Here is a 23,004-nt window from a genome sequence, read left to right on the forward strand (position 1 = left end):
AAGTTCGTTTATTTAAAATTAAGGTTTCGCAGGAACTTCTTGTTTTCCTTCGATAATTGCTTTTTTGAATACAGCAATTTTTTCCTTAACTGAGTCTGATAATTGACCATCTGTTAAACCAACACCATTATCAGATAATCCGTAAAGTACTTGTTCACCACCGTGATAGTTCCCTTTAGAAGCATCTTCACTAAATTTGATTAGTGCTTGTTTTACACCTTTAAGTGTAGATGCCAATGTTACGTTACGAGAGTCGTTCACTTTACCTTCTGCTTGTTGGTCTTGGTCAACCCCGATTACCCAAATTTGACGATCTGGATTTGCTTCAACGATTGATTTAGCTGCTGCAAATACTCCAAGTCCTGCACCACCAGCTGCTGCATAAATAATGTCAACATCTGAAGCGTACATTGCTTCTGCAAGAGATTTTGCTTTAGCACCATCTGAGAATGATTCAGCATATTGAATTTCAACAGTTGCTTTAGGGTTAACTGCTTGAACTCCTGCTTTGAAACCAGCTTCGAATTTGTCTAATGCTGGACCGTGCATACCACCGATGAAAGCAACTTTATTTGTTTTAGTTGTTAAACCAGCTGCAACCCCTGCAAGGAATGCTGCTTCTTGGTCTTTATAGTTGATTGAAGCAACGTTTGGTTGTTCAACCACACTATCGATAATCGCAAAGTGTGCATCTGGATTTTGTTTCGCAGCTTCATCAACAGCTTTTTGTAATTTAAATCCGATTGCGAAAATAATATTGTATTCATTTAAAACCGCAGTGTTAAGGTTTGTAGTATAGTCAGATTCTGCTTTTGAAAGAATGTAATCAATACCATTCCCTTTTGTTTTACCACCGTTGTTTTTACCCCATTCTTGAAGGCCTTCCCAAGCGCCTTGGTTGAATGATTTATCGTCAATACCGCCAGTATCAGATACCATTACCGCTTTAAAGTTGTCTGAAGAGCCAGAGTTTTGAGAAGATGCTTGTGAGCTATCAGATTTTGATCCGCCACACGCTGCTAATACAGCAGTCGCACCAAGTGTCAATGCAAATAAAGCTAAATTCTTTTTAGTTTTCACGATAAAAAACCTCCAATAAATGATTTACTACAGTCATTCTAACATAAATAGAATGAAAATCAAGCTAAATCTTTTCATTGGAGGTATTTTTTATGAAAAACGTTCGGTTTTTACATTTCTATGCGTTCGTTTCACCTGTTTCGGAAGCGTCATTTTCATTGAAAACATGAACATTCACTTTTCTTCCTTTACTTCCATCTGCAGGTCCAACATAACCACGCGCTTCTAAATCATCAATCATACGAGCTGCGCGGTTAAATCCGATACGGAATCTTCTTTGTAAATAAGAGGTACTAATCGTTTCTTGTTCTTTTAATAGTTCGATGACTTCGTAGAATAATTCGTCTTCTGGTTCACTTCCACCAGCAGAAGCGGTATTTTCTGAAGGCATCATCGCTTCATCATACTCTACTTCTTGTTGATTCTTGACGAAATCAACGATACGTTCGACTTCTTCGTCCGTTAGGAATGCTCCTTGTACACGAATTGGTTTATTTTCACCCATTGGCATATAAAGCATATCCCCACGCCCTAGAAGTTTCTCAGCACCATTGGCATCGATAATCGTACGAGAGTCTGTACCACTGGATACCGCAAAGGCGATACGAGAAGGAACGTTGGCTTTAATAATCCCTGTAATAACGTCAACAGATGGACGTTGTGTTGCAAGAATCATATGAATTCCGGCAGCACGAGCCATTTGCGCAAGACGGATAATCGCATCTTCCACTTCATTACTTGCAACCATCATTAAGTCCGCAAGTTCGTCTACGATTACGACGATATAAGGAAGTGTCGGGTTATTTTCGCCAGTTTCACGGTTATATTGTTCGACATGAGCGTTATATCCATCGATATTACGCATTCCCATTGAAGCGAATAATTCGTAACGTTTTTCCATCTCAGCTACAACCTTTTGTAAGGCTTGAGCGGCTTTACGAGGGTTCGTTACAACCGGAGTTAATAGATGAGGAATGCCATTATACACATTCAACTCCACCATCTTCGGATCAATCATCATTAATTTCACTTCATGTGGTTTTGTCTTCATTAAAATACTTGTAATAATGCCGTTAATACATACCGATTTACCAGAACCAGTTGAACCGGCAATTAACATATGCGGCATTTTTGTAATATCGCAAAGACGAACATTACCAGAGATATCTCTTCCTAATGGTACGTCTAATGGTTTTGGTGATTGAATTGCTGATTGGATCACATCGCTAAAGGAAACAAAACTTGTTTGGCTATTTGGAACTTCAATCCCTACATAAGGCTTCCCTGGAATTGGAGCTTCAATACGAATATCTTTAGCAGCAAGTGCAAGCGCGATATCATCACTCAAGTTAACAATCTTACTTACCTTTACACCAATCGCTGGTTGAATTTCGTATTTTGTAACGGCTGGCCCTAGCATTGGGTTAGGCATTACTTTAGCATCTACCCCGAAACTTGCAAAGGTACGCTCTAAAATACGCATATTGCGTTCTACAATCGTACGTTCATTCGATTGATCCGATTGTTGTACAGGATTTAATAAAGTCACTGGTGGCAACTGATAATCTTCATCATTTTGTTCACCACTCATTGAAAGTTCCCCGATGTCTTCACCATCATCCTCAAACTCAGGCTCTTCTGGCTTTTGAACTGAAACAGGAGCTACTGGTTGCGGAGGAATCACTGGCGCTACTGGTTGAACAGGAGCTACTGGTTCCACTGGCGGAATCGGTTCAATAGGTTCTACCATTGGAGACGTTGCATATTCGTCCTCTGTTAATGTTTCATCTTCATATTCATCAAAGAACACATCTTTCATTCGGTCTAATAACGAATGCGGTTTTCTTGGTTCTTTTGGCTTTTCAGGTGTTTCTGTTTGTACTGGAGCAGGAGCCGGTGCTACAGGTGTTGCCACAACTTTCTCCTCAGCGTCTTGTTCTTCTTCCAAACGGCGTGCTTCGCGTTCGGCTTTACGCTCAGCTAACTTTTCAGAAGCATTCGCTGTTTGAGTACGTACAAAATCCATCACGTCACTTAAATGCACGTTGAAGATTAAGAGTCCGCTACATACTAATAATAAGAAGACGATTAAATACGTTCCCCATTGTGAAACAAGGAAATACGTACATGAATAAAGAAGAGTTCCTAATACACCACCACCGAGTCGTTGAGAAACGGTATTAGACGTAAAGTCCACCATGAAACGATTCATCATTTCTTGGAAAACAGGAGAACCTGAACTTGTAAAGCTACTATAAGTCATCACTGACACGAATAAGAGAAGTGCCACGCTTGATGAAATAGCTGCAGCAGTCCATCTCCACATAATCTTAGGCATGCGTCCACGAAATAACATACCGAATCCTGCAAGAACTCCGCACACCCCACCGAAGGCATATAAATCCCCGATAAAGAAACGAATCAGGTTTGCAAAGAATTTTCCTAAGAATCCTAATTGAAAAGTTGCTAATAAACTATAGACAATAATAAATACGGCTACAGCTTCAATCGATAAAAACGGATTGGTATTCTTTGTATTTTTTCTTTGTGTTTTTTTCTTCGTTTGTTTAGCCACGTTCTTCTCCTTTCTCTTCTACTAATTGATTATTTTCATCGACTAAAATCAGTCCATGGAAAATTTGAACATCACATTCACACGCCACACAATAATCTTGTTCTTTCTCATTCCAAAAGGCAATGGCGCTTGTTCCTTTTGATCGTTTTTCTGGATAGTTAGAAGCAAGTCTTGCTTCATGCTGTTGGAAACTATTTTTCGCTTCTTCTAAAGAAGAAAATTCTTCAGTCGAAACAATCATTTTTTCCCAGTCATCGAAAAACCACCACGGTTCATCTTGACCTGCTGTCTCAATTACTTTAAACATGTTTTCACCTCGTCTATTAGTATACCAAATTTTGCGAAATCATGGTAATCTTGTTTCATAGAGATGACAAAATAATTCTACTTTTTGGAGGTCTTTCTATGATTACAAGACAAATTCGTGTCTGGGGACGTGTTCAAGGTGTCGGATTCCGCTTTTTCACGCACCAACTCGCGATTCAATTAGATATTTGTGGCACTGTTCAAAATAAAATGGATGGCTCTGTATTTGTGATTGCACAAGGCGAAGATAAAGCCGTCACTCGTTTTATCGAAAGAGTTAAAGCTTCCGTTTCCCCTTACGGACGTGTTGATCGCTATGAAGAAAGTGAAGTCCATGACGCACCTCTATACACAAAGTTTCAAATTATATAAAGAACGTTGCTATTTCAACGAAACACGTGTACAATAAATCATGTTATTAAATGAAAAGGAAAGTGATTATGAAACTAACTAAAAAAGCTCAACTGCTATTAGTTGCAACAGTTCTTCCCCTACTACTTGCGGGATGTACCGTTCAATTTAATGAAAATAAGGAACCTATTGGTTGGCTCTATAATTATTTAGTAGTCCCAACACAATGGTTATTAAACCAAATTGCTTCCGTATTTAACGGAAACTACGCGATTGCAATTGTGATCGTATCAATACTTGTTCGTGTCTTATTGATGCCAACACAATTCCATCAAATGAAAGCAATGCTTGTCCAACAAGAAAAAATGGCAGTATTAAAACCATATATTGCTGAGATTACTGCTCGTGCAGAACAAGCAACCACTCCTGAAGAGAAACTTGCGATCCAACAAGAACAAATGGAGTTATACAAATTAAACAATGTCTCCTTAATGGGTGGTATCGGTTCAGGATGTTTACCAATCTTGATTACATTGCCAATCTGGAGTGGATTGTATAACGCGATTCTTTTATCAAACGAAATTTCAAGTAGTGATTTCATGGGAATCAACCTTGGAGCACAATTCTTACCAATTGCCCTTGCGACAATGGCGGCTTACTACGTTCAATCACTAGTCAGCCAAATGGGAATGGACGAAGAAACGAAAAAACAAAGTCGTTCAATGAACTACATTCTTCCAGTAATGATGTTCATGATGACTTTCCAATCACCAGCCGGGGTTGGTATTTACTTCTTCATCTCTGCCCTTATCCAAATTTTACAATCATGGATTCAAAATACTTATATTCGTCCAAAAATTAAAGCTCAAATCGACGAAGAATTAAACCATGAAAACATTGTGTTACCACAACGTACAACACCACGTAAAACAGCTCAAAAAGCAACACAACAAGAAACGTTCGCACAACGTCAAAACAAACCTGGTGGCCGTAACGCTGGTAAACAAAACCGCAAATAATAACGCAAAATACCTTTGAGAATTTCTCAAAGGTATTTTTTTGATGCAATATGTATCATGCATGATACGTATCACGGATGATACATCTTAAATTTAAAAACTCTTTTTGTATCAATTTTGATACGTATCATTTTTGATACAACTGACTTTTTTCAACGGAAGATGTAACAATTATGAACCGTAACAAAAATGTTACACGCGCAAAAAAAGACATAGCGAATCTCTTCGCTATGTCTTTCCTATTTGTTTTATTCTTGCATCATCCCTGCTTGGAGTTGATACATCTTATAATAGAGCCCTTCTTTTTCAAGAAGCTCTGTATGCATACCGCTTTCTACGATTTCTCCTTTATCGAGCACAAAGATTTGGTTAGCATCTTGAATCGTCGATAATCGGTGAGCAATCGCTAATGTCGTTCTTCCGTTTCTCATTTTCTTAAGAGACGTTTGAATGACTTCTTCGGTTTGCGAATCGATATTAGCAGTTGCTTCATCCAGAATCAAGATTTTCGGATTGGCCGCAATCGTTCTGGCAAAGGCGATTAATTGACGCTCGCCGCTAGAGAACGTTGAGCCCTTTTCAGAAACTTTATTGTCATATCCTTGTGGCAATTGCTCGATAAAATGATGCGCATCTACGAATTCGCTCGCTTGTTTCACTTCTTCATCTGTGATGTCTTGGTGCATACGAATATTGGAAGCCACTGTTCCATGGAACAAGAATGGATCTTGCAGCACGAGTCCGATTTTGTCGCGAAGGACTTCCTGTGAATAGTGTTGAATTGGAATATCATCGATCAAGATTTCTCCTTCTTTGAAATCATAGAATCGTAAGAAGAGATTCATGATAGACGACTTCCCTGACCCAGTCGAACCAACAAATGCGACAGTCTCTCCTGGATTCACCACAAAGTTAATATTCTTTAAGACATTCCGTTTTCCATCATAAGAGAAAGTGACATTCTTAAACTCAATCTTCCCGTTCTTAATCTCATTAACCTTTCCAAGTTGTTCAGGTTCGTAATCCGTATTATCGATGATTTCAAAGACACGAGTCGCAGCAATCATCGACGTTTGAATAATCGAGAAGTTTTGCGTCACATCGATTAATGGATTAAATAACTGATTTGAGAATTGAATAAAGGCGTACATCACCCCTGCTGTCACTCCAGCTACTTCCCAAGTAAGGCCAAAGTATAAAATAATGACCGCATAGGCAACAAGTTTCAACAGCGACATCGCTGGGCGAAGGAACAGACTATTCACGTTAATCGAACGATTCGAGAATTGCACATGCTCTTCGTTAATTTGTTCGAATTCTTTTCTTAACCGTTCTTCTTGGTTAAATGCCTGAATCATCTTCATCCCGTCAATACTCTCTGCTAGCTTTACGTTAATCTCGCTGAGCTTCTCACGCGTCTTACGAATCACGCTATGAGAGAGACGGTTATAGATTTTAACGGATGCAAACATCACTGGAATAAAGAGAACCATTAATATCGTAAGTCCAACATTCATGCTAAACATCGCAGCTAATGTCGCCACGACGATAAATAAGGTACTTAAAAACGTCGAGAAGATCGAGCTAAACATATCGCTCACAGCCTGTGTATCGTTGGTTAAGCGAGATACAATGGCTCCAGCTGGTGTTGTATCGAAATACGTCATATTGAGTTTTTGCATATTCGAAAAGGCCTCTTGACGCAAATCGCGAACAACACTATTGGAAACATAACTAAAGGCATAGGTCCCAATATACGTTAATAAAACGCGCAGTAAAAATAGTGAGTAGTACACAATAAGGATCCAGTATCCTTCATTCCATGCGCCCTTTTCAATATACGTATCAATATAATAACGAGCCATCAACGGAATCACTGTTGCGGTAATACTCGATAAGAGGATAAATAAAATCGCAATCGTACTCGACTTCTTATAACGCCATAAGTAGGCAATGAGTCGATTAAAGGTCTTCATGTTCAACTGCACTTCCCCCTTCCTCAAGTGTCGCCTCAAGCTGTTGACGGTCGTATGTTTTAGCATACCACCCACCAAGCGCCATTAATTCTTCATGCGTTCCTTTTTCAACAATACGTCCATCTTGGAGCACGATAATAAGGTCCGCATGTACAATCGCTGATAGACGGTGCGCTGTAATCATCGTTGTTTTGTCGCTGCGTTCACGTTTCAAGTTTTCTAAAATTAAATGCTCGGTCTTTGCATCAACAGCCGATAACGAATCATCGAGCATTAAAATTTCAGGGTTCACAACCAGCGCGCGTGCCATCGATAGACGTTGTTTTTGACCGCCTGATAAAAGCACACCCTTCTCTCCGATTAATGTATCGAACCCTTCCGCCATCGCCATAATATCGTCATACAATCCACAAATTTTAGTCGCTTCTACAACAGCTTCGTCAGGAAGAGTTGGATTTCCAAAACGGATATTCTCTTTAATCGACATCGCAAATAAAATCTGTTCTTGTGGCACATATCCCATAAGCGCACGCAAGTCTTTAATACGATAGTCTTGAATAGAACGTCCATTGATCAAAATCTCTTCTTTTCCTGCATCATATTGACGAAGGAATAATTTTAAGAGCGTTGATTTCCCAGAACCTGTTGGGCCAACAATCCCCAGCGTTTGCCCTTGGTGAAGGCTAAATGCTACGTCTTCTAATGTTGGGACATCTTCGTATTGGAAGTTATGAATTGCCATAACCATCTCACGAGCTTCTGTAATTGGAAGGGCCTGTGGAGATTCTTCTACTTGGCTTGTTTCTTCCATTAATTTTTCAATACGACGATACGAAATACTAGCACGTTGACCGATATTCAGGAGCCAACCAATGGCTTGAAGCGGCCACACTAGCATATCTAAATACGTCATAAAGGTAATCATTTCCCCAACTGTAAATTCTCCGCGTTGGATTAAATATCCACCATATCCCAAACTGATTAAGTAGCTGAGACCCACGAAAATCAAAACGATTGGATCGAATAGATTATTATATTTTGCAGCGTGATTATTCTTCTTCCATGCATCTTCGTTCGTTTTCCAAAACGACGCTGTTTCTTTTTCACCATAACCAAAAGATTTCGTCACTTTTATTCCAGAAACACTCTCGTTCACATGATTATTCAGTAAGGAGAAAGCTTCTTGTGATTCCTTATAGCTCTGATGCTCTGCACGAACGACGATATTCGTTGCAATCGCAAGTAGTGGCAATGGAATAATCGCAACGAGTGTCATTCGCCAATCCAGCATAAAGAACATCGTCGCTAGCGTCACTAACGCTGTAATCGAGGCATCAACAGCCGACATCACACCTCCGCCTGCAGTCATGACAATAGCACTCACGTCATTGGTCGCATGCGCCATTAAGTCTCCAGAGCGATACTTTTGATAGAAGCTTGGAGACATGCTTGTAAAGTGTTCGTATAATTGATTTCTCAGTCTCTGGCCTAACGAGTTCGCAGTCCCGAAGATAAAGAGCCGCCATACAAAACGAAGCCCGTACATGGCTACTGCTGAAAGGAGCAATAACAGTAAGTTCCATAATAAAGACGACGTTGTTAGCGTCTTGAGGTCGATGGAATCGACAACTTCCCCAATCACTCTTGGCGGAATAAGATTGAATACACTGACTAGCGACAATGCAATAATTCCAATCGTGTATCGTTTCCACTCTAATTTAAAAAACCATGATAATTTCTTTAATAAATACATTTCTCTCTCCTTTCACGCGTCAATCTATTGTACTATAGTCGTCTTTCTATTTCATATGATACGTTCTAAAAAAGACAACCCTTCTCCAGATGGAAAAGGATTGCCTAAGGATTTTAATTTTTCTTTTGTGTTTGCGGATAAATCCATAAGAAGACAACTAATGCAATGACTGCTAGCGTTGTTACAAAAAGGATACTTGTTTGTCCTGCTGTTACTAAGTTCGAATCAAATGAGCTGAAAATACGCGCGATAATTGTTGTCGAAATCGCACCAGTGAACTGTTGTAAGGTATTCACGATACTATTTCCATCCGCTTGAATTTCTGGTTTCAACTGAGCTAACGAATACGTGACGTTACTTCCCATTACAAATCCAATCCCTGTCATAAAGATGACGTTGAGGGCTAATAAAGGATAAATCGTTAATCCTGGGAAGAAGAAGCTGATAGAAACTCCTCCAATCACCGCAAAGATTAACCCTGTTAAGATTGGTTTTAGTGGACCTGATTTATCATACCAGCGACCAGATAACGCTGAAAGAATGGCTACCATCGCAGCCCCTGGGAACATAAAGAGCCCTGCCACTGTGGCTGTTTCGCCCCACGCTAGTTGAATGTAGTTTGGATAAATAAAGGATAATCCAAGTACAATTCCTTGGAAAGCCAAGACGATATATAATGTTGCGTTGAACGTCGCAAACTGGAACGGTTTAAACGACAAGAGTGCATTTTCTCGGTTAAAGTAGAAGAACGCTGCAAATGCCACGACCACTACTCCAAGATAGAGGACTGATAAATGTTCAATCGCCATCAATAAGCTTGCAAGTCCAATTCCTAATGTCACAAACGCCATCAAGTTGAATGGTTGTTTCTTCGGAGATTCTTCTGTTGGAATCGCCCAAAGTCCCATCACTAACGAGAATACTAAGAATGGAATCAATGCGAAGAAAATCGCACGCCATCCAAATGCGCTTGAGACAACCCCGCCAAATGTTGGTCCAATTGGTGGAGCTAGTGCTGTTGTCATTGCACCAATCCCAATGACAGTTCCATGTTGATGCAGCGGCACTTTAGATAATACGATATGGAACATTAACGGAAGTGCAATCCCGGTTCCAATCCCCTGCATAAAGCGTCCGAGTAATAAAATTATTAAGCTTGGTGAAATACAGTCAATTAAGACCCCGCCGATAAATAAAAGGTTCGATGCCAAGAAGAGTTGGCGAATCGTGTAGTTTCGTGTTAAATAAGCCGTAATTGGCACGACAATCGCAATGGCTAGTAAGTATCCAGTTGTTACCCATTGAATCCCTGAAGAATCCGTATTGAATTCTGTCATCAGTGTCGGGAAGGTAACGTTCATTGCGGTTTCAATCAACACGCCACAAAAGCTCATAATCGCCGTTGCGACTACTGCTGGAATGACATGTCCTATTTTTGTTTTGTTTCCCATTGAGTTCTCCTTTCTTTGCGTTATGATCGCCATAAAAAAACCGCAACCTTACTCGAGAGTAAGATGTTGCGGTTTAAATTATTTTATAACGCTGTTTCCTAACGTTTTTTCTTTAATTTTTTCAATTTATTTTGTTTTTGACGGCGTGCGTATTGTTGCATACCGATTTGAGCGAGCTTGTTTCCACGTCCGCCCATGCCCATTTGGTTCATCATGCCTTCTAGGCCTTTCATATTCCCGTTGGACATTTGGTTCATCATCTTCTTAGATTCGTTGAACTGTTTAATTAAACGGTTCACCTCTGCTAAAGGACGAGCCGAACCTGCAGCAATACGTTTACGACGAGCTTGTGATAAGATATCTGGATTTTCACGCTCTTGTGGAGTCATTGATAAGACAATAGCTTTCATACGAGCTGTATCTTTAGGATCCACTTTTAAGTCGTTTAGACCAGCCATTTTATTTAACCCTGGAATCATCTTCAAGATATCTTCTAGTGGTCCCATCTTATTCACTTGGTCTAATTGGTCGATAAAGTCATTAAAGTCAAAAGTGTTGGCTTTAATTTTATCTGCCATCTCTTGCGCTTTTGCTTCATCGAAGTCTTGTTGCGCCTTCTCGATAAGGGTCATCATATCCCCCATACCAAGAATACGAGAAGCCATACGTTCTGGGTAGAAGATTTCGAAGTCTTCTAATTTTTCCCCACGACCTGTAAATTTAATTGGTTTTCCTGTAACAGAACGGATAGATAGAGCCGCACCACCACGAGTGTCCCCATCAAGTTTTGTAAGGATAACCCCTGAGATATCCAGACGTTCATTAAATGTTTGAGCTACGTTTACGGCATCTTGCCCTGTCATTGAGTCGACAACGAGTAAGATTTCGCTTGGATTTACGACTGCCTTGATGTTTTGTAATTCTTCCATCAAGTTTTCGTCAATATGCAAACGACCGGCCGTATCGATAATTACTAAGTCGCGACCATCGATTTTCGCTTTTTCAATCGCTTGTTTGGCGATTTCCACTGGGCTTACTTGATTTCCAAGTGAGAACACTGGAAAGTTTAATTGTTTCCCTAATGTTTGTAATTGGTCAATCGCGGCTGGACGGTACACGTCGGCAGCAACTAATAATGGACGTTTCTTTTCATGTTTTGCCATGAAGGAAGCTAATTTACCAGCAGTCGTTGTTTTACCGGCCCCTTGTAGACCGACCATCATCACTACTGTTGGTGGTTTTGCTTCGAAACGGAACGGCGCTTGTTCGCCCCCCATTAATTCTGTTAATTCTTCGTTAACGATTTTAACGACTTGTTGTGCTGGTGATAATGCTTCAAGCACATTAGCCCCTAATGCACGTTCGTTCACTTTACGCACGAAGTCTTTTACAACTTTGAAGTTAACGTCGGCTTCTAAAAGCGCAAGACGTACTTCACGCATCATTTGTTTTAAGTCAGCTTCCGTAATTTTTCCTTTTCGTGAAACGGAAGTCATCGCATTTTGCAGACGATCTGATAATCCTTCGAATGCCATAATTTCACTCCTTGAGTTTATTTATTCATCTCTTGTAATTTTGAAACGATTGAAGCAAGCTGTGTTGCCTCAGGATAGTTCTTTTGAATCTCTTTTTCTAATTCATCATAGTGCTCTTGGCGTTTATAGAAATCAGCGACGAGATGTAATTTCTCTTCGTAGTTTTCTAATAACTTTGCCGAGCGGCGGATATTATCATATACTGCTTGACGGCTCACGTCAAATTCTTCGGCAATTTCACCAAGCGAATAATCATCCCCATAATAGAGCTCCATATATTCGAGTTGTTTATCGGTTAAAAGGCTGCCATAGAACTCTACAAGCAAGTTCATTTGCGTTGTTTTTTCTAATTCCATTCGTTGCCCTCCCTTAAACTCATATCCTTTATTATAGCAAAATTAGGGTTATTACGCTAACAAAAAACGGAGTAGAACTTCCACCAGAACTTGCATCATTCCAGTTTACTTTTCCACTCCAATAATAGAACTACATTCGATTTATTTTGTTGTCACCCTTTTTACACAGAACATTCTACCAAACTGTATCAACAGTTGAAGAATACTCCATCCCATCATCAAAAGAACTAGTTTACTACAAATCCTAAAAGCTCCTTGTAAGAAAAGTGGAATGGTGCTCTCCACAAATGCGTCGGTAATCATAATGATACTTGCAAAGATTTGGTAAAAAAGTAAAAGAAGGATTAAAGCTTCCCCTACTCCAATTAGCCAATCGTGTTGCTTGTTACTTCGTTGCACTATTCCAATCACCAACAGTCCATTTAAGGATAGAAAAAGTATTTGTACTCCTTCCTCAAAAAATACACCACTTTGATTATAGAAATAGATTGAAAAAAGAAATTGAATCAATAAACAGATAAAAGACAAATACTGGTAGACCTTACTTAACGACTTCATCATTAGCTCATTCCCCTTTCTATTAAGCTATTCACTAAGTAAATTATATAAAACATAAAATCGATTTTTAAGTAAATGCACTCGAAATTTAAACTTATACCAACCCAATAAGTGCTTCAATTTCCGCCAAAGTTTTCGCAAAATGAATTTGGCTTCTGTCTTCTGTACTCAGCAAGTTTGTCTCCACCATTTTATCGAAAAAGGCTTCTAAATGGTCGTAGTAGCCTTCCATATTATAGAAGATACAAATACCATTGGTTTGGCCTACACGTACCCAAGAAACGACCTCTGCGATTTCTTCGAGGGTACCAGGACCTCCAGGAAGCGAAATGTACACTTCACTGAGTGCGATCATCTGATTTTTACGCTCGGACATCGTATCGACAATATGAAGTTTCGTGATATCTTGTTTCGCAATTTCTCGGTCTACAAAGAACTGTGGCATCACGCCAATGACTTCGCCACCTTCATTCATCACGGCAGTCGCAACGACTCCCATGAGCCCTGTATTTCCACCACCATAGACAAGTGTGTGGTTGTGTTTTGCCATCCACTTCCCTAGTTCTTCTGTCTTTTTGTCAAATGCAGGGCAATTACTTTGGCTTGCCGCACAATAAACTGCAATATTCATACGTTCTCCTTTAAAAGAAAGAGGCGTAATCTCTTACGCCCCTCCACTCATTTTTATTTAAATGCTGCGATAATTTCGTCAGCAATATTTTTAGAACAGATAACACCTGTTGTCTTTTTGTTAGGAACTAAGAAGTCCACTTCTTTTCCATCTACTGTACTGTAGTGTAATCCTAATTCTTTAGCGATAACCATACCTGCTGCGATATCCCAAGGAGCAAGTAATGTAGAAACATATGCTACAGATTTTCCTAAGATTACTTGGATATGCTCGATTGAAGAAGCACCGTAAGTACGTGTAACCATTGCTTTACGGATCATTTCTGCTTCTTTTTCGTTGGCTTCTAATAACATAAATCCATTCACGTTAATTGAGCTATCGCCAATGCTGTGAATTTCAGGAGTTGAAAGACGACGGCCGTTGCAGTATGCACCGTAATCTTTAATACCGTACACGAAGCGATCACGCATCACATCGTAAATGTATCCTAAAAGACCTACGCCATCTTTATATAAAGCAATCATAATACCGAAGTCTTCTTGACGTTTCACGAAGTTTAAAGTGCCATCGATTGGGTCGATTAACCAAACGTAACCGTCCATTGAAGTTAATTCGTCACCGAAACCTTCTTCTCCCATGATTTTATGTGTTGGGAATTGTTCGCGAATTTTAGCGATAAAGAATTGTTCGATTTCTTTATCCACGTTTGTTACTAAGTCGTTACGGCTTGTTTTTGTATCTACTTTTAATGGTTCACCAAAGCTGTGACGAATTTTTTGTCCAGCCTCCATAATCCAGTCATTTACTAATAGGTGTGTTGCTAATAAATCCATTATTTTTTCAATCCTTCCATACGAATAATTTTTGTTACGTTTTTACTTGCTTGGACTACACGATAAAGGCTATATCCAGATGCTTCCTCGAATTCACGACCGAGTCTCTTCTCTTCACCGATACTACGGACTACCGTTTTAAATTCTTGGTAGGCTTTTTTAAAAGCTTCTACTTGGATTCCTTTTTCGTAAGCCTCTTCGACCGCATTCCAAAGTTTGATGACTTTATTCATCTCTTCATGCGACCATTCCAAATCAATTGGATAACTATAATTGGCCATCTCGCCACCTCACAATCATACCTATTTAGTATACACTTTTTCTGCAAGAGTTTCCATTTATGCATAACAAAAATTTCTTAAAAAAGAAGATGATTCCTGCGAATCCTTGCGGATTTTTTCATTGTCGTTGTAATGGGGCACCGGCTCAAGCCTTATGTCTTTCGCCTTTAAAGCCTCAAAGCAGGAGTAAGAAAAATATTTCTAACTCCTGCTAATTCGCATTTAATGCACTTTCCCATTACTATGACAATGAATCCGCCAGATTCTCCGTCATCATCTTCTTGGTGCTTTATATGAATGAACACAACTCTTCCAGAGTTTACTATATAGGTTGATTCCTCGAAAATTAGAGACGAGAGCTCAAATTTAATTACTGCTTTTCATTTTAATTTGTTTAAAGCACTCTTCTAAATTAATTCGCTTCACTCTCTAACTCGAGAAGCACCGGTTCCTATCCCTTGGGCACAAATCCCAAAAGAAAATCATTCATTTATGGATTACAGAGAATCCGTGGATTTTGTAGTTACAGTGACAGGAAGTGCATCAAAACGAGGGAGAAAGACAGAAATGCCATAGATACATTGTATCTATGGCATTTCGTTTTCTTTCCCCCACAAAAGTTGAATAGGAATGAGATAGCTGTTTACAGCGAAACTCATTCCATTCAACCACTGTGCTAAGAGGGCGTAGGATTTTTAATCCATACGCCCTCTTTGAGGCTTTAAAGGTGAGAGACCTTGGGCTCGAACCGATGCCCCGTTATCGCTAATATGAAGATATCCGTAAGGATACATAGTAATCCATAAGAGTACTTTTAAGTACTGAATTATTTTCCTTCTTGGTATTCTTTTGCGATTTGCGCACCAAGCTTCGCGTTATTGTAAACAAGCTGAATGTTTGTCTTCAAGCTTTCCCCGCCTGTTAACTCAACGATTTTCGCTAATAAGAATGGTGTGCTGTCTTTTCCGTGAATTCCTTTTTCGTCCGCTTCACGAACCGCTTGATCGATAATGGCATCGATTTTTTCGTGTGGAATTTCATATTCTGCAGGAATTGGGTTTGTAACTAAGATACCGCCTTTAAGGCCTAGTAAATCAGAGTAACGAATCATTTCAGCTACTTCTTTTGCTGAGTCTACACGGCTGTTTAATTTATACTCGGAAGTACGAGTGTAGAATGCTGGTAAGTAGTCTGTTTGATAGCCTACAACAGGAACTCCTTTTGTTTCTAAATATTCAAGAGTACGTGGTAAATCAAGAATCGCTTTTGCACCAGCACAGACAACTGTTACTGGAGTTTGTCCTAATTCATCTAAGTCTGCTGAGATATCCATTGTTTCTTCAACGCCACGGTGAACCCCACCGATACCGCCAGTTACGAATACTTTAATTCCAGCTAAGTGCGCACCAATCATTGTTGTAGCCACAGTAGTTGCTCCTAAAACACCTTTAGCAAACACTTCTGCTAAGTCACGGCGAGATACTTTTGCGACTGGTTTTTCTTTCGCAAGACGTTCTAAGTCTGCTTCTTCTAAACCGATTTTGTATTTACCATCCATGATAGCGATAGTTGCTGGAATAGCGCCATTGTCGCGAATAATTTGTTCTACCGTTTTAGCCATTTCAACGTTTTGTGGATATGGCATTCCGTGTGAAATGATTGTTGATTCTAACGCAACGACTGGTAGGTTGTTGTCTAATGCGTGTTGCACTTCTTTACTGATTGATAATAATGGATTCATGATAAACCTCTTTCCTTTAATTGTTGATATTCTTTTTCAAATGACTTAGCGTTTAAGTCTTTTCGAACTGTTTCAATGGCTTGGACCGTATAGTACGAATTCGTTAATCCGTATCCAATCGACTCTTCCAAGCTTGCTCCTTTAAGAGCCCCGTAAAGCACTCCAGAAGAAAATGAATCTCCTGCTCCTGTCACGTCACAGACATGCTCTGCTTTTATTGGTGTAAAAGTTTTTACGACTCCTGTAGCATCTGCAAAGACACCACATTTCGTCCCTTTTGTAATGACGATATTTTCAACGCCATCCTTCTGCCACAAATTAGCTAGTTCCGAAAGCGTGTGTTCTCCGTACCTCGTCCTGGACTCATCTGCATTGACGACAATCCAAGTCACTCCTTGTAAATCGTCTGGGATTCGTTTCATCTTCGGTCCACTCACTGGAATAATGGCCAGTGGAATCTTCTCAAGACTTGTTAACTGAATGAGCGCTTGTAATGTTTCTTGCGGAAGATTCAGATCCGCAATGACTAGTGCTGCTTGTTTCACCGCTTCTTCGTGCGAAATAAGCCAGTCAGGCGTCATTTCCTCACAAATGGTCATATCGGCTAAAGCTAGACACATATCTCCTTGGAGGTCCAAAATCGCTGTATAATTCGACGTTGTTTTTCCTTTTAATCGGTCTACAAGTGAAAAATCGATAATGCCTTCAGTCTCTTTTTCAAGCCAAGTAAAACTTTCGTCATCGCCTGCAACTGACAACATCTTGACAGGTACGCCTAGACGTCCCAGATTTTCGGCAATGTTTCTTGAAACACCACCAGCACTCAGCGACGAGACCACTGGATTACTCGTCTCAAGCACGAGATTTTCGAGCAATTGAACTTTCTTATCCACGTTCATTCCGCCGATACAAAGTACATAGGAATCTTTAAAATTCTTCTCTTCTGACATGAAACATCCCCCTTCGTTTACAAAAAGGTTCGATGAATGGAGGTTGATGAAGCCTTTCCTTCATTCGGTCTTATACGCTTCATTATACGCGATAACCCCTACTCCAATCAAGATATCCAGGAGAAAACCACAAATATTTCAAAATTCATTCAGATAATTGTTCGGATTTAAAACATAAACAATAACATCTTTCCTTTGATTAAAACAAAAAAGGACTCGAAAACTCGAGTCCTCTGTCGTATTCTTTAGAATTATACGTGAATTGGCATACCTAATGCTAATTCAGCAGTATCCATAACTACTTCTGATAATGATGGATGTGAGTGGATTGTTAATGCGATATCTTCCGCATTCATTCCAGCTTCAACTGCTAAACCTAATTCAGCAATAATGTCTGAAGCGTTCACGCCGGCAACTTGTGCACCAACGATTACGTTATCTTCTTTAGTAGTGATTAAACGAACGAAACCTTCTGTAGCGTTCAATGATAATGCACGACCATTTCCTGATAATGGGAATTTAGAAGCTTTTACTTGTAAACCAGCATCTTTAGCTTGTTGTTGAGTGTAACCAACTGAAGCTAATTCTGGATCAGTGAAGGCAACAGATGGCATTGCACGGTAGTCAACAGCAACTGCTTTACCTGAGATTGCTTCTGCAGCGATTTTTCCTTCGTAGCTTGCTTTGTGAGCTAAAGCTGGTCCAGGAACGATATCACCGATTGCAAAGATTGATTTAACGTTTGTACGTCCTTGGTTGTCAACTTTCACTAAACCACGTTCAGTCATTTCAACACCAGCAACGTCTAAACCTAATTCATCAGTGTTAGGACGGCGACCTACAGCAACCATTACGTAGTCAGCTTCAACAGCTTCTTCTTTGCCGTCAACTGTGTACTTAACAGTTACGCTATCACCATTGTCAACAGCTTCTTTAGCCATTGCGTTTGTTACGATAGTAACACCTTTTTTAGCCATGTTATCTTCAACAAGTTTAACCATGTCTTTGTCAAACATTGAAAGAATGCTTGGAGCACCTTCAAGGATTGTCACTTCTGAACCTAAGTTAGCGTATGCTGAACCTAATTCTGAACCGATAACTCCACCACCGATAACAACTAATTTTTTAGGAACTTCTTTAAGACCTAAACCACCTGTTGAATCGATAACGCGTCCGCCAAATTTGAAACCTTTGATTTCGATTGGACGGCTACCAGTAGCTACGATAGCGTGGTTGAATGAGTATGTTTGAGCGCTGTCTTCAGTAACAACACGTAAAGTGTGTTCGTCTACTAAGAAAGCTTCTCCACGAATGATTTCAACTTTGTTTTTCTTTAATAAGTACTCAACACCAGCAGTTAATTTCTTAACAACTTGGTTATCTTTCCATTCTTGAGTTTTAGCGAAGTCTAAAACAACTTCTTTAGCAGTCACACCAAATACTTCTGAGTGTTGTGCTTCTTGGTAATGATGTCCAGCAGCAATCAATGCTTTAGAAGGAATACATCCAACGTTTAAGCAGACACCACCAATATATTCTTTCTCGATAATTGCAACTTTTTGACCTTCTTGTGCTGCACGAATAGCTGCAACATATCCACCAGGGCCGGCACCGATTACGACTGTATCTAGTTCAATAGCGAAATCGCCTACTACCATTTTTTTCACCTCTTAAAAGTTTTCAAATAAGGAACCGACGTAAACACGTGTCTACGTCGTTCCTAACAGTTTAATGAATTAAGCTTCCATTAATAATAATTCTGGATCGTTTAATAGACGTTTGATTTCGTTCATAGCTTTTTGAGCAGTTGCGCCGTCCACGATACGGTGGTCAAAGCTTAATGATAATTTCATGTTACGTCCGATTACGATTTCATCGTTTTCGTTGATTACTGGTTCGCGAACGATTGTACCAACACCTAAAATCGCAACTTCAGGGTAGTTGATAACTGGAGTGAACCAACCGCCACCTACTGAACCGATGTTAGAGATTGTAATTGTTCCTTGTCCCATTTCTGCAGCTGTTAATTTACCTTCATGAGCTTTTGCAGCTAATGCGTTAATTTCATCTGCAATACCGAACATGCTCTTAGTGTTCGCATCTTTGATATTTGGAACGAATAAACCTAAATCTGTATCTGTAGCGATACCGATATTGATGTAGTTTTTGTAAACAATTTCTTGAGATGCATCGTCGATAGAAGCATTCAATACTGGGAATTTCTTCATTGCTACTGCTAAAGCTTTAACAACGTAAGGTAAGAATGTTAATTTAGTACCTTGTGCAGCTGCAACATCTTTGAATTTCTTACGGTGATCCCAAAGTTTAGAAACTTCAACTTGGTCATGTAATGTAACGTGTGGTGCAGTGTGTTTGCTGTTAACCATTGCTTTAGAGATTGCTTTACGCATTGGAGTTAATTTAACGCGTTCTTCACGTTCTGCTGATCCAACGAATGGTTTAGCTGGAGCTGGAGCCGCTACTGGTGTAGATGCTTGAGCTGGAGCTGCTGCAGGAGCTTCTACTGCTGCTGGAGCTGCTGGAGCTGCTACTGGTGCGCCACCGAAGTTATCGATGTCTTCACGAGTTACGCGTCCACCTTTACCAGTTGGAACTACTGCTGTAATATCAACGCCTTTTTCACGTGCGTATTGACGAACTGAAGGCATCGCTAATACTAATTTACCAGGGTTGCTTGCTGCAGGAACTCCTGTTGGAGCTGCAGGTGCCGCTGGAGCTGCTGCTGGTGCTGGAGCTGCAGGTGCTGCTGGAGCCGCTGCTGCAGGTGCGTGAGAACCGCCTTCTGTTGCGATTTCAACGATAACATCACCAACGTGAGCTACTGTTCCTTCAGATACTAAAACTGCTGTTACAGTTCCAGATACTGGAGAAGGAATTTCTTCTACAGATTTGTCGTTTTGTACTTCGAATAAAATGTCATCTTCAGCAATCTTGTCGCCTACTTTGATGTCGATTTTAACGATTTCACCTTCTGCAATTCCTTCACCGATGTCAGGTAATTTGAATTGGAAAGTGCTTGATGCTGCTGGTGCAGCTGGTGCAGGTGCTGCCGCTGGAGCCGCTGCTGGTGCAGATGCTTCTGCTGGGCCAGAACCATCGTCGATAACAACGATAACGTCGCCTACGCGAGCTACTGTACCTTCTTGAACTTTAACTTCTAATACTTTACCACTTACTGGAGAAGGAATTTCTTCTACAGATTTGTCGTTTTGTACTTCGAATAAAATATCATCTTCTTGAATTGTATCTCCGACTTTAATGTCGATTTTTACGATTTCGCCTTCTGCGATACCTTCACCGATATCAGGCATTTTAAATTGGAAAGCCATGCTTGTACATCCCTTCTTATTTTTATAAAACTCTAAAGAGCACACTCATGCGAGAGGCTCTTTAGAATGAAAATTGTTGAATTAGAAGTTCACTGTTTCGCGAACTTTAGCTTCAATATCGCTAGCATTTGGTAACCAGTCGTTTTCTGCTTGACCAAATGGGAAGATTGTATCTGGAGCTGCAACACGTCCGATTGGAGCTTCTAAACTTAAGATTGCACGTTCAGAAATTTCAGACATTACCATTGCGCCGATACCAGCTTGACGTTGTGCTTCTTGAACAACAACTACGCGACCAGTTTTTTCAACTGAAGCTAAGATTGTGTCTAAGTCTAATGGAGAAACAGTACGTAAGTCGATAACTTCTACTGAGATTCCTTCTTTTTCTAAGTTTTCAGCAGCTTTAACAGCTTCACGAACCATTGCACCGTAAGTAATTACAGATACGTCTTTACCTTCACGAGTTACTGCAGCTACTCCTAGAGGAACTGTGTATTCTCCTTCTGGAACTTCTTCACGGAATGAACGGTATAATTTCATGTGTTCTAAGTAAACAACTGGATCGTTGTCACGAATAGCTGAAATTAATAATCCTTTTGCATCGTATGGGTTTGAAGGGATAACCACTTTCAAACCTGGAGATTGAGCTACTAAACCTTCTAAGTTATCTGAGTGTAATTCAGGTGTGTGTACCCCACCACCAAATGGTGAACGGAATACGATTGGCATGTTACGAGTTCCACCCATACGGTAACGTGTACGAGCTGCTTGAGCTACCACGCTATCCATTACTTCGAATACGAATCCGAAGAATTGGATTTCAGGAACTGGACGGTAACCTTCTAAAGCTAAACCGATTGCTAAACCACCGATACCAGATTCTGCTAAAGGAGTGTTGAACACGCGGTCTTCACCGAATTCATCTTGAAGCCCTTGAGTTGCACGGAAAACCCCACCGTTTTTACCAACGTCTTCCCCGAAAATTAGGACATTTTCATCACGTTTTAATTCGACAGCCAAAGCATCAGTAATGGCTTGAATCATTGTCATTTGTGCCATAATTATTTATTCTCCTTTGCTTTAAAGTATTCGATTTGTTCTTTAATAACGTTTGTTGGTTCTTCAAACATTGTTTCTAAGAAGAATGAAACTTTTTGTTTAGGTTGTTTGTCAGCCTCTTTAATCGCTTCTTTGATTTCTTCTTTAGTTGCTTCAATTACTTCGTTTTCTTTTTCTTCTGACCATAAGCCTTTAGCTGTTAGGTAGTTACGGAAACGAATTAATGGATCTTTCTTAGCCCATTCATCTTGAATTCCTTCTGGTTGGTAACGAGTTGGGTCGTCACCTGATAATGTATGAGGACCATAACGGAAGCAGATTGTTTCGATTAACACAGGACCGTTTCCAGCAACTGCGTATTCACGAGCTTTTTTAGTTACAGCGTAAACTGCTAATGGGTCCATACCATCCACTTGGATACCAGGGATACCAGCAGCAACTGCTTTTTGAGCTAATGTTGGAGCAGCTGTTTGTAACTCACGAGGAGTTGAAATTGCCCAACCGTTATTTTGAATGAAGAATACTGCAGGAGCTTGGTATGCACCAGCGTAGTTAATACCTTCATAGAAGTCCCCTTGTGAAGATCCTCCATCACCAGTATAAGTCACTGCAACATTTTTCTTACCACGTTTTTTAAGACCTAAAGCAACACCGGCTGCTTGAACATATTGAGCACCAATGATGATTTGTGGTGGTAAAGCTTTTAATGATTCTGGGTACATGTTACCTGCAACATGTCCACGAGACCATAAGAATGCTTGTGATAATGGTAAACCGTGTTTTACTAATTGAGGTACATCACGGTAACCTGGTAATAGAACGTCGTCTTTTTCAAAAGCTTTGATAGAAGCTAATTGAGATGCTTCTTGTCCAGCTGTTGGAGCGTAGAAACCTAAACGTCCTTGACGGTTTAATGCAGTTGAACGTTCGTGTAAAATACGTGACCATACCATGTCAGTCATTAATTGAACTAACTCATCGTCAGATAAATCTGGTACTAAGTCAGGATTTACAACTTTTCCTTCTGCGTCTAACACTTGAACCATTTCGAAGTTCGTGTTACTTGGTGTGAAAAGTGCATCGAGATTGAATTTTTTCTTCGTTGCCATACTTCTTTTTTCCCCTTTTCTATAAGAAATTGTGCTTAACAGACAAAACAGGTGGTTAAAACTGTACTATTCCCTCTGCTATCGTATAAT

20 protein-coding genes are annotated in these 23,004 nt (G+C 40.0%); 2 read left to right on the top strand and 18 right to left on the bottom strand.

Going from position 1 to position 23,004, the window contains the following annotated elements:
• Nucleotides 1-18: 18 nt before the first annotated feature.
• The 3 genes from O3798_RS02005 to O3798_RS02015 all read right to left on the bottom strand — a co-directional run bounded on the left by O3798_RS02005 (nt 19) and on the right by O3798_RS02015 (nt 3,962).
• Nucleotides 19-1,080, bottom strand: coding sequence for a BMP family protein (locus O3798_RS02005; RefSeq protein ID WP_371462860.1), 1,062 nt, complete (start codon nt 1,078-1,080; stop codon nt 19-21).
• A gap of 118 nt (nt 1,081-1,198) precedes the next feature.
• Nucleotides 1,199-3,655: a DNA translocase FtsK gene (locus tag O3798_RS02010; RefSeq protein ID WP_371462862.1), complete on the bottom strand. Its 2,457-nt coding sequence runs from the start codon at nt 3,653-3,655 to the stop codon at nt 1,199-1,201.
• A complete protein-coding gene (locus O3798_RS02015; protein WP_371462864.1) occupies nt 3,648-3,962 on the bottom strand; it encodes a DUF1033 family protein in 315 nt (104 codons plus the stop codon). Before O3798_RS02015 ends, O3798_RS02010 begins: the two co-directional genes overlap by 8 nt.
• A 98-nt stretch (nt 3,963-4,060) precedes the next feature.
• Here O3798_RS02015 and O3798_RS02020 point away from each other — a divergent pair, with 98 nt between their 5' ends.
• Nucleotides 4,061-4,333: an acylphosphatase gene (locus O3798_RS02020; RefSeq protein WP_371462866.1), complete on the top strand. Its 273-nt coding sequence runs from the start codon at nt 4,061-4,063 to the stop codon at nt 4,331-4,333.
• Between the two features lie 68 nt (nt 4,334-4,401).
• Nucleotides 4,402-5,331 (top strand): membrane protein insertase YidC, encoded by a 930-nt coding sequence (yidC, locus tag O3798_RS02025; protein WP_371462868.1) that lies wholly within the window; start codon nt 4,402-4,404, stop codon nt 5,329-5,331.
• 248 nt (nt 5,332-5,579) lie between these two features.
• Here yidC and O3798_RS02030 read toward each other — a convergent pair whose 3' ends face one another.
• The 15 genes from O3798_RS02030 to pdhA form a co-directional block, all read right to left on the bottom strand.
• On the bottom strand, nt 5,580-7,307 hold the full coding sequence (locus O3798_RS02030; protein ID WP_371462911.1) for an ABC transporter ATP-binding protein: 1,728 nt from the start codon (nt 7,305-7,307) through the stop codon (nt 5,580-5,582).
• On the bottom strand, nt 7,294-9,060 hold the full coding sequence (locus O3798_RS02035) for an ABC transporter ATP-binding protein (protein WP_371462870.1): 1,767 nt from the start codon (nt 9,058-9,060) through the stop codon (nt 7,294-7,296). The genes O3798_RS02030 and O3798_RS02035 overlap by 14 nt, the downstream gene beginning before the upstream one ends.
• A gap of 113 nt (nt 9,061-9,173) precedes the next feature.
• A complete protein-coding gene (locus tag O3798_RS02040; protein ID WP_371462872.1) occupies nt 9,174-10,511 on the bottom strand; it encodes an MFS transporter in 1,338 nt (445 codons plus the stop codon).
• Between the two features lie 98 nt (nt 10,512-10,609).
• On the bottom strand, nt 10,610-12,046 hold the full coding sequence (gene ffh / locus O3798_RS02045; RefSeq protein ID WP_371462873.1) for a signal recognition particle protein: 1,437 nt from the start codon (nt 12,044-12,046) through the stop codon (nt 10,610-10,612).
• 17 nt (nt 12,047-12,063) lie between these two features.
• Complete coding sequence (locus O3798_RS02050) at nt 12,064-12,402, bottom strand: putative DNA-binding protein (protein ID WP_048711172.1); 339 nt, start codon at nt 12,400-12,402, stop codon at nt 12,064-12,066.
• 141 nt (nt 12,403-12,543) lie between these two features.
• Nucleotides 12,544-12,963 carry a hypothetical protein gene (locus O3798_RS02055; protein ID WP_371462874.1) on the bottom strand — a complete coding sequence of 140 codons (420 nt, stop codon included), beginning with the start codon at nt 12,961-12,963 and terminating at the stop codon, nt 12,544-12,546.
• A gap of 91 nt (nt 12,964-13,054) precedes the next feature.
• A complete protein-coding gene (locus O3798_RS02060) occupies nt 13,055-13,591 on the bottom strand; it encodes a TIGR00730 family Rossman fold protein (RefSeq protein ID WP_371462875.1) in 537 nt (178 codons plus the stop codon).
• A 53-nt stretch (nt 13,592-13,644) separates the two neighbouring features.
• Complete coding sequence (locus tag O3798_RS02065; protein ID WP_371462876.1) at nt 13,645-14,424, bottom strand: inositol monophosphatase family protein; 780 nt, start codon at nt 14,422-14,424, stop codon at nt 13,645-13,647.
• Nucleotides 14,424-14,705 (bottom strand): UPF0223 family protein, encoded by a 282-nt coding sequence (locus O3798_RS02070; protein WP_371462878.1) that lies wholly within the window; start codon nt 14,703-14,705, stop codon nt 14,424-14,426. The genes O3798_RS02065 and O3798_RS02070 overlap by 1 nt, the downstream gene beginning before the upstream one ends.
• Before the next feature lie 826 nt (nt 14,706-15,531).
• Complete coding sequence (locus O3798_RS02075) at nt 15,532-16,446, bottom strand: pseudouridine-5'-phosphate glycosidase (protein ID WP_371462879.1); 915 nt, start codon at nt 16,444-16,446, stop codon at nt 15,532-15,534.
• Entirely contained in the window at nt 16,443-17,396 is a 954-nt protein-coding gene (locus O3798_RS02080) for a carbohydrate kinase family protein (RefSeq protein WP_371462880.1), read from the bottom strand. Before O3798_RS02080 ends, O3798_RS02075 begins: the two co-directional genes overlap by 4 nt.
• A 251-nt stretch (nt 17,397-17,647) precedes the next feature.
• Nucleotides 17,648-19,054 (bottom strand): dihydrolipoyl dehydrogenase, encoded by a 1,407-nt coding sequence (gene lpdA / locus O3798_RS02085; protein WP_371462881.1) that lies wholly within the window; start codon nt 19,052-19,054, stop codon nt 17,648-17,650.
• Between the two features lie 78 nt (nt 19,055-19,132).
• Entirely contained in the window at nt 19,133-20,746 is a 1,614-nt protein-coding gene (locus O3798_RS02090) for a 2-oxo acid dehydrogenase subunit E2 (RefSeq protein WP_371462882.1), read from the bottom strand.
• An 81-nt stretch (nt 20,747-20,827) separates the two neighbouring features.
• Complete coding sequence (locus O3798_RS02095; protein ID WP_371462883.1) at nt 20,828-21,805, bottom strand: alpha-ketoacid dehydrogenase subunit beta; 978 nt, start codon at nt 21,803-21,805, stop codon at nt 20,828-20,830.
• Nucleotides 21,806-21,807: 2 nt separating this feature from the next.
• Nucleotides 21,808-22,914 (bottom strand): pyruvate dehydrogenase (acetyl-transferring) E1 component subunit alpha, encoded by a 1,107-nt coding sequence (gene pdhA / locus O3798_RS02100; RefSeq protein WP_371462884.1) that lies wholly within the window; start codon nt 22,912-22,914, stop codon nt 21,808-21,810.
• Nucleotides 22,915-23,004: the final 90 nt, after the last annotated feature.

It is taken from the genome of Granulicatella sp. 20925_1_45, from assembly GCF_041433555.1.
Lineage (GTDB): Bacteria > Bacillota > Bacilli > Lactobacillales > Aerococcaceae > Granulicatella.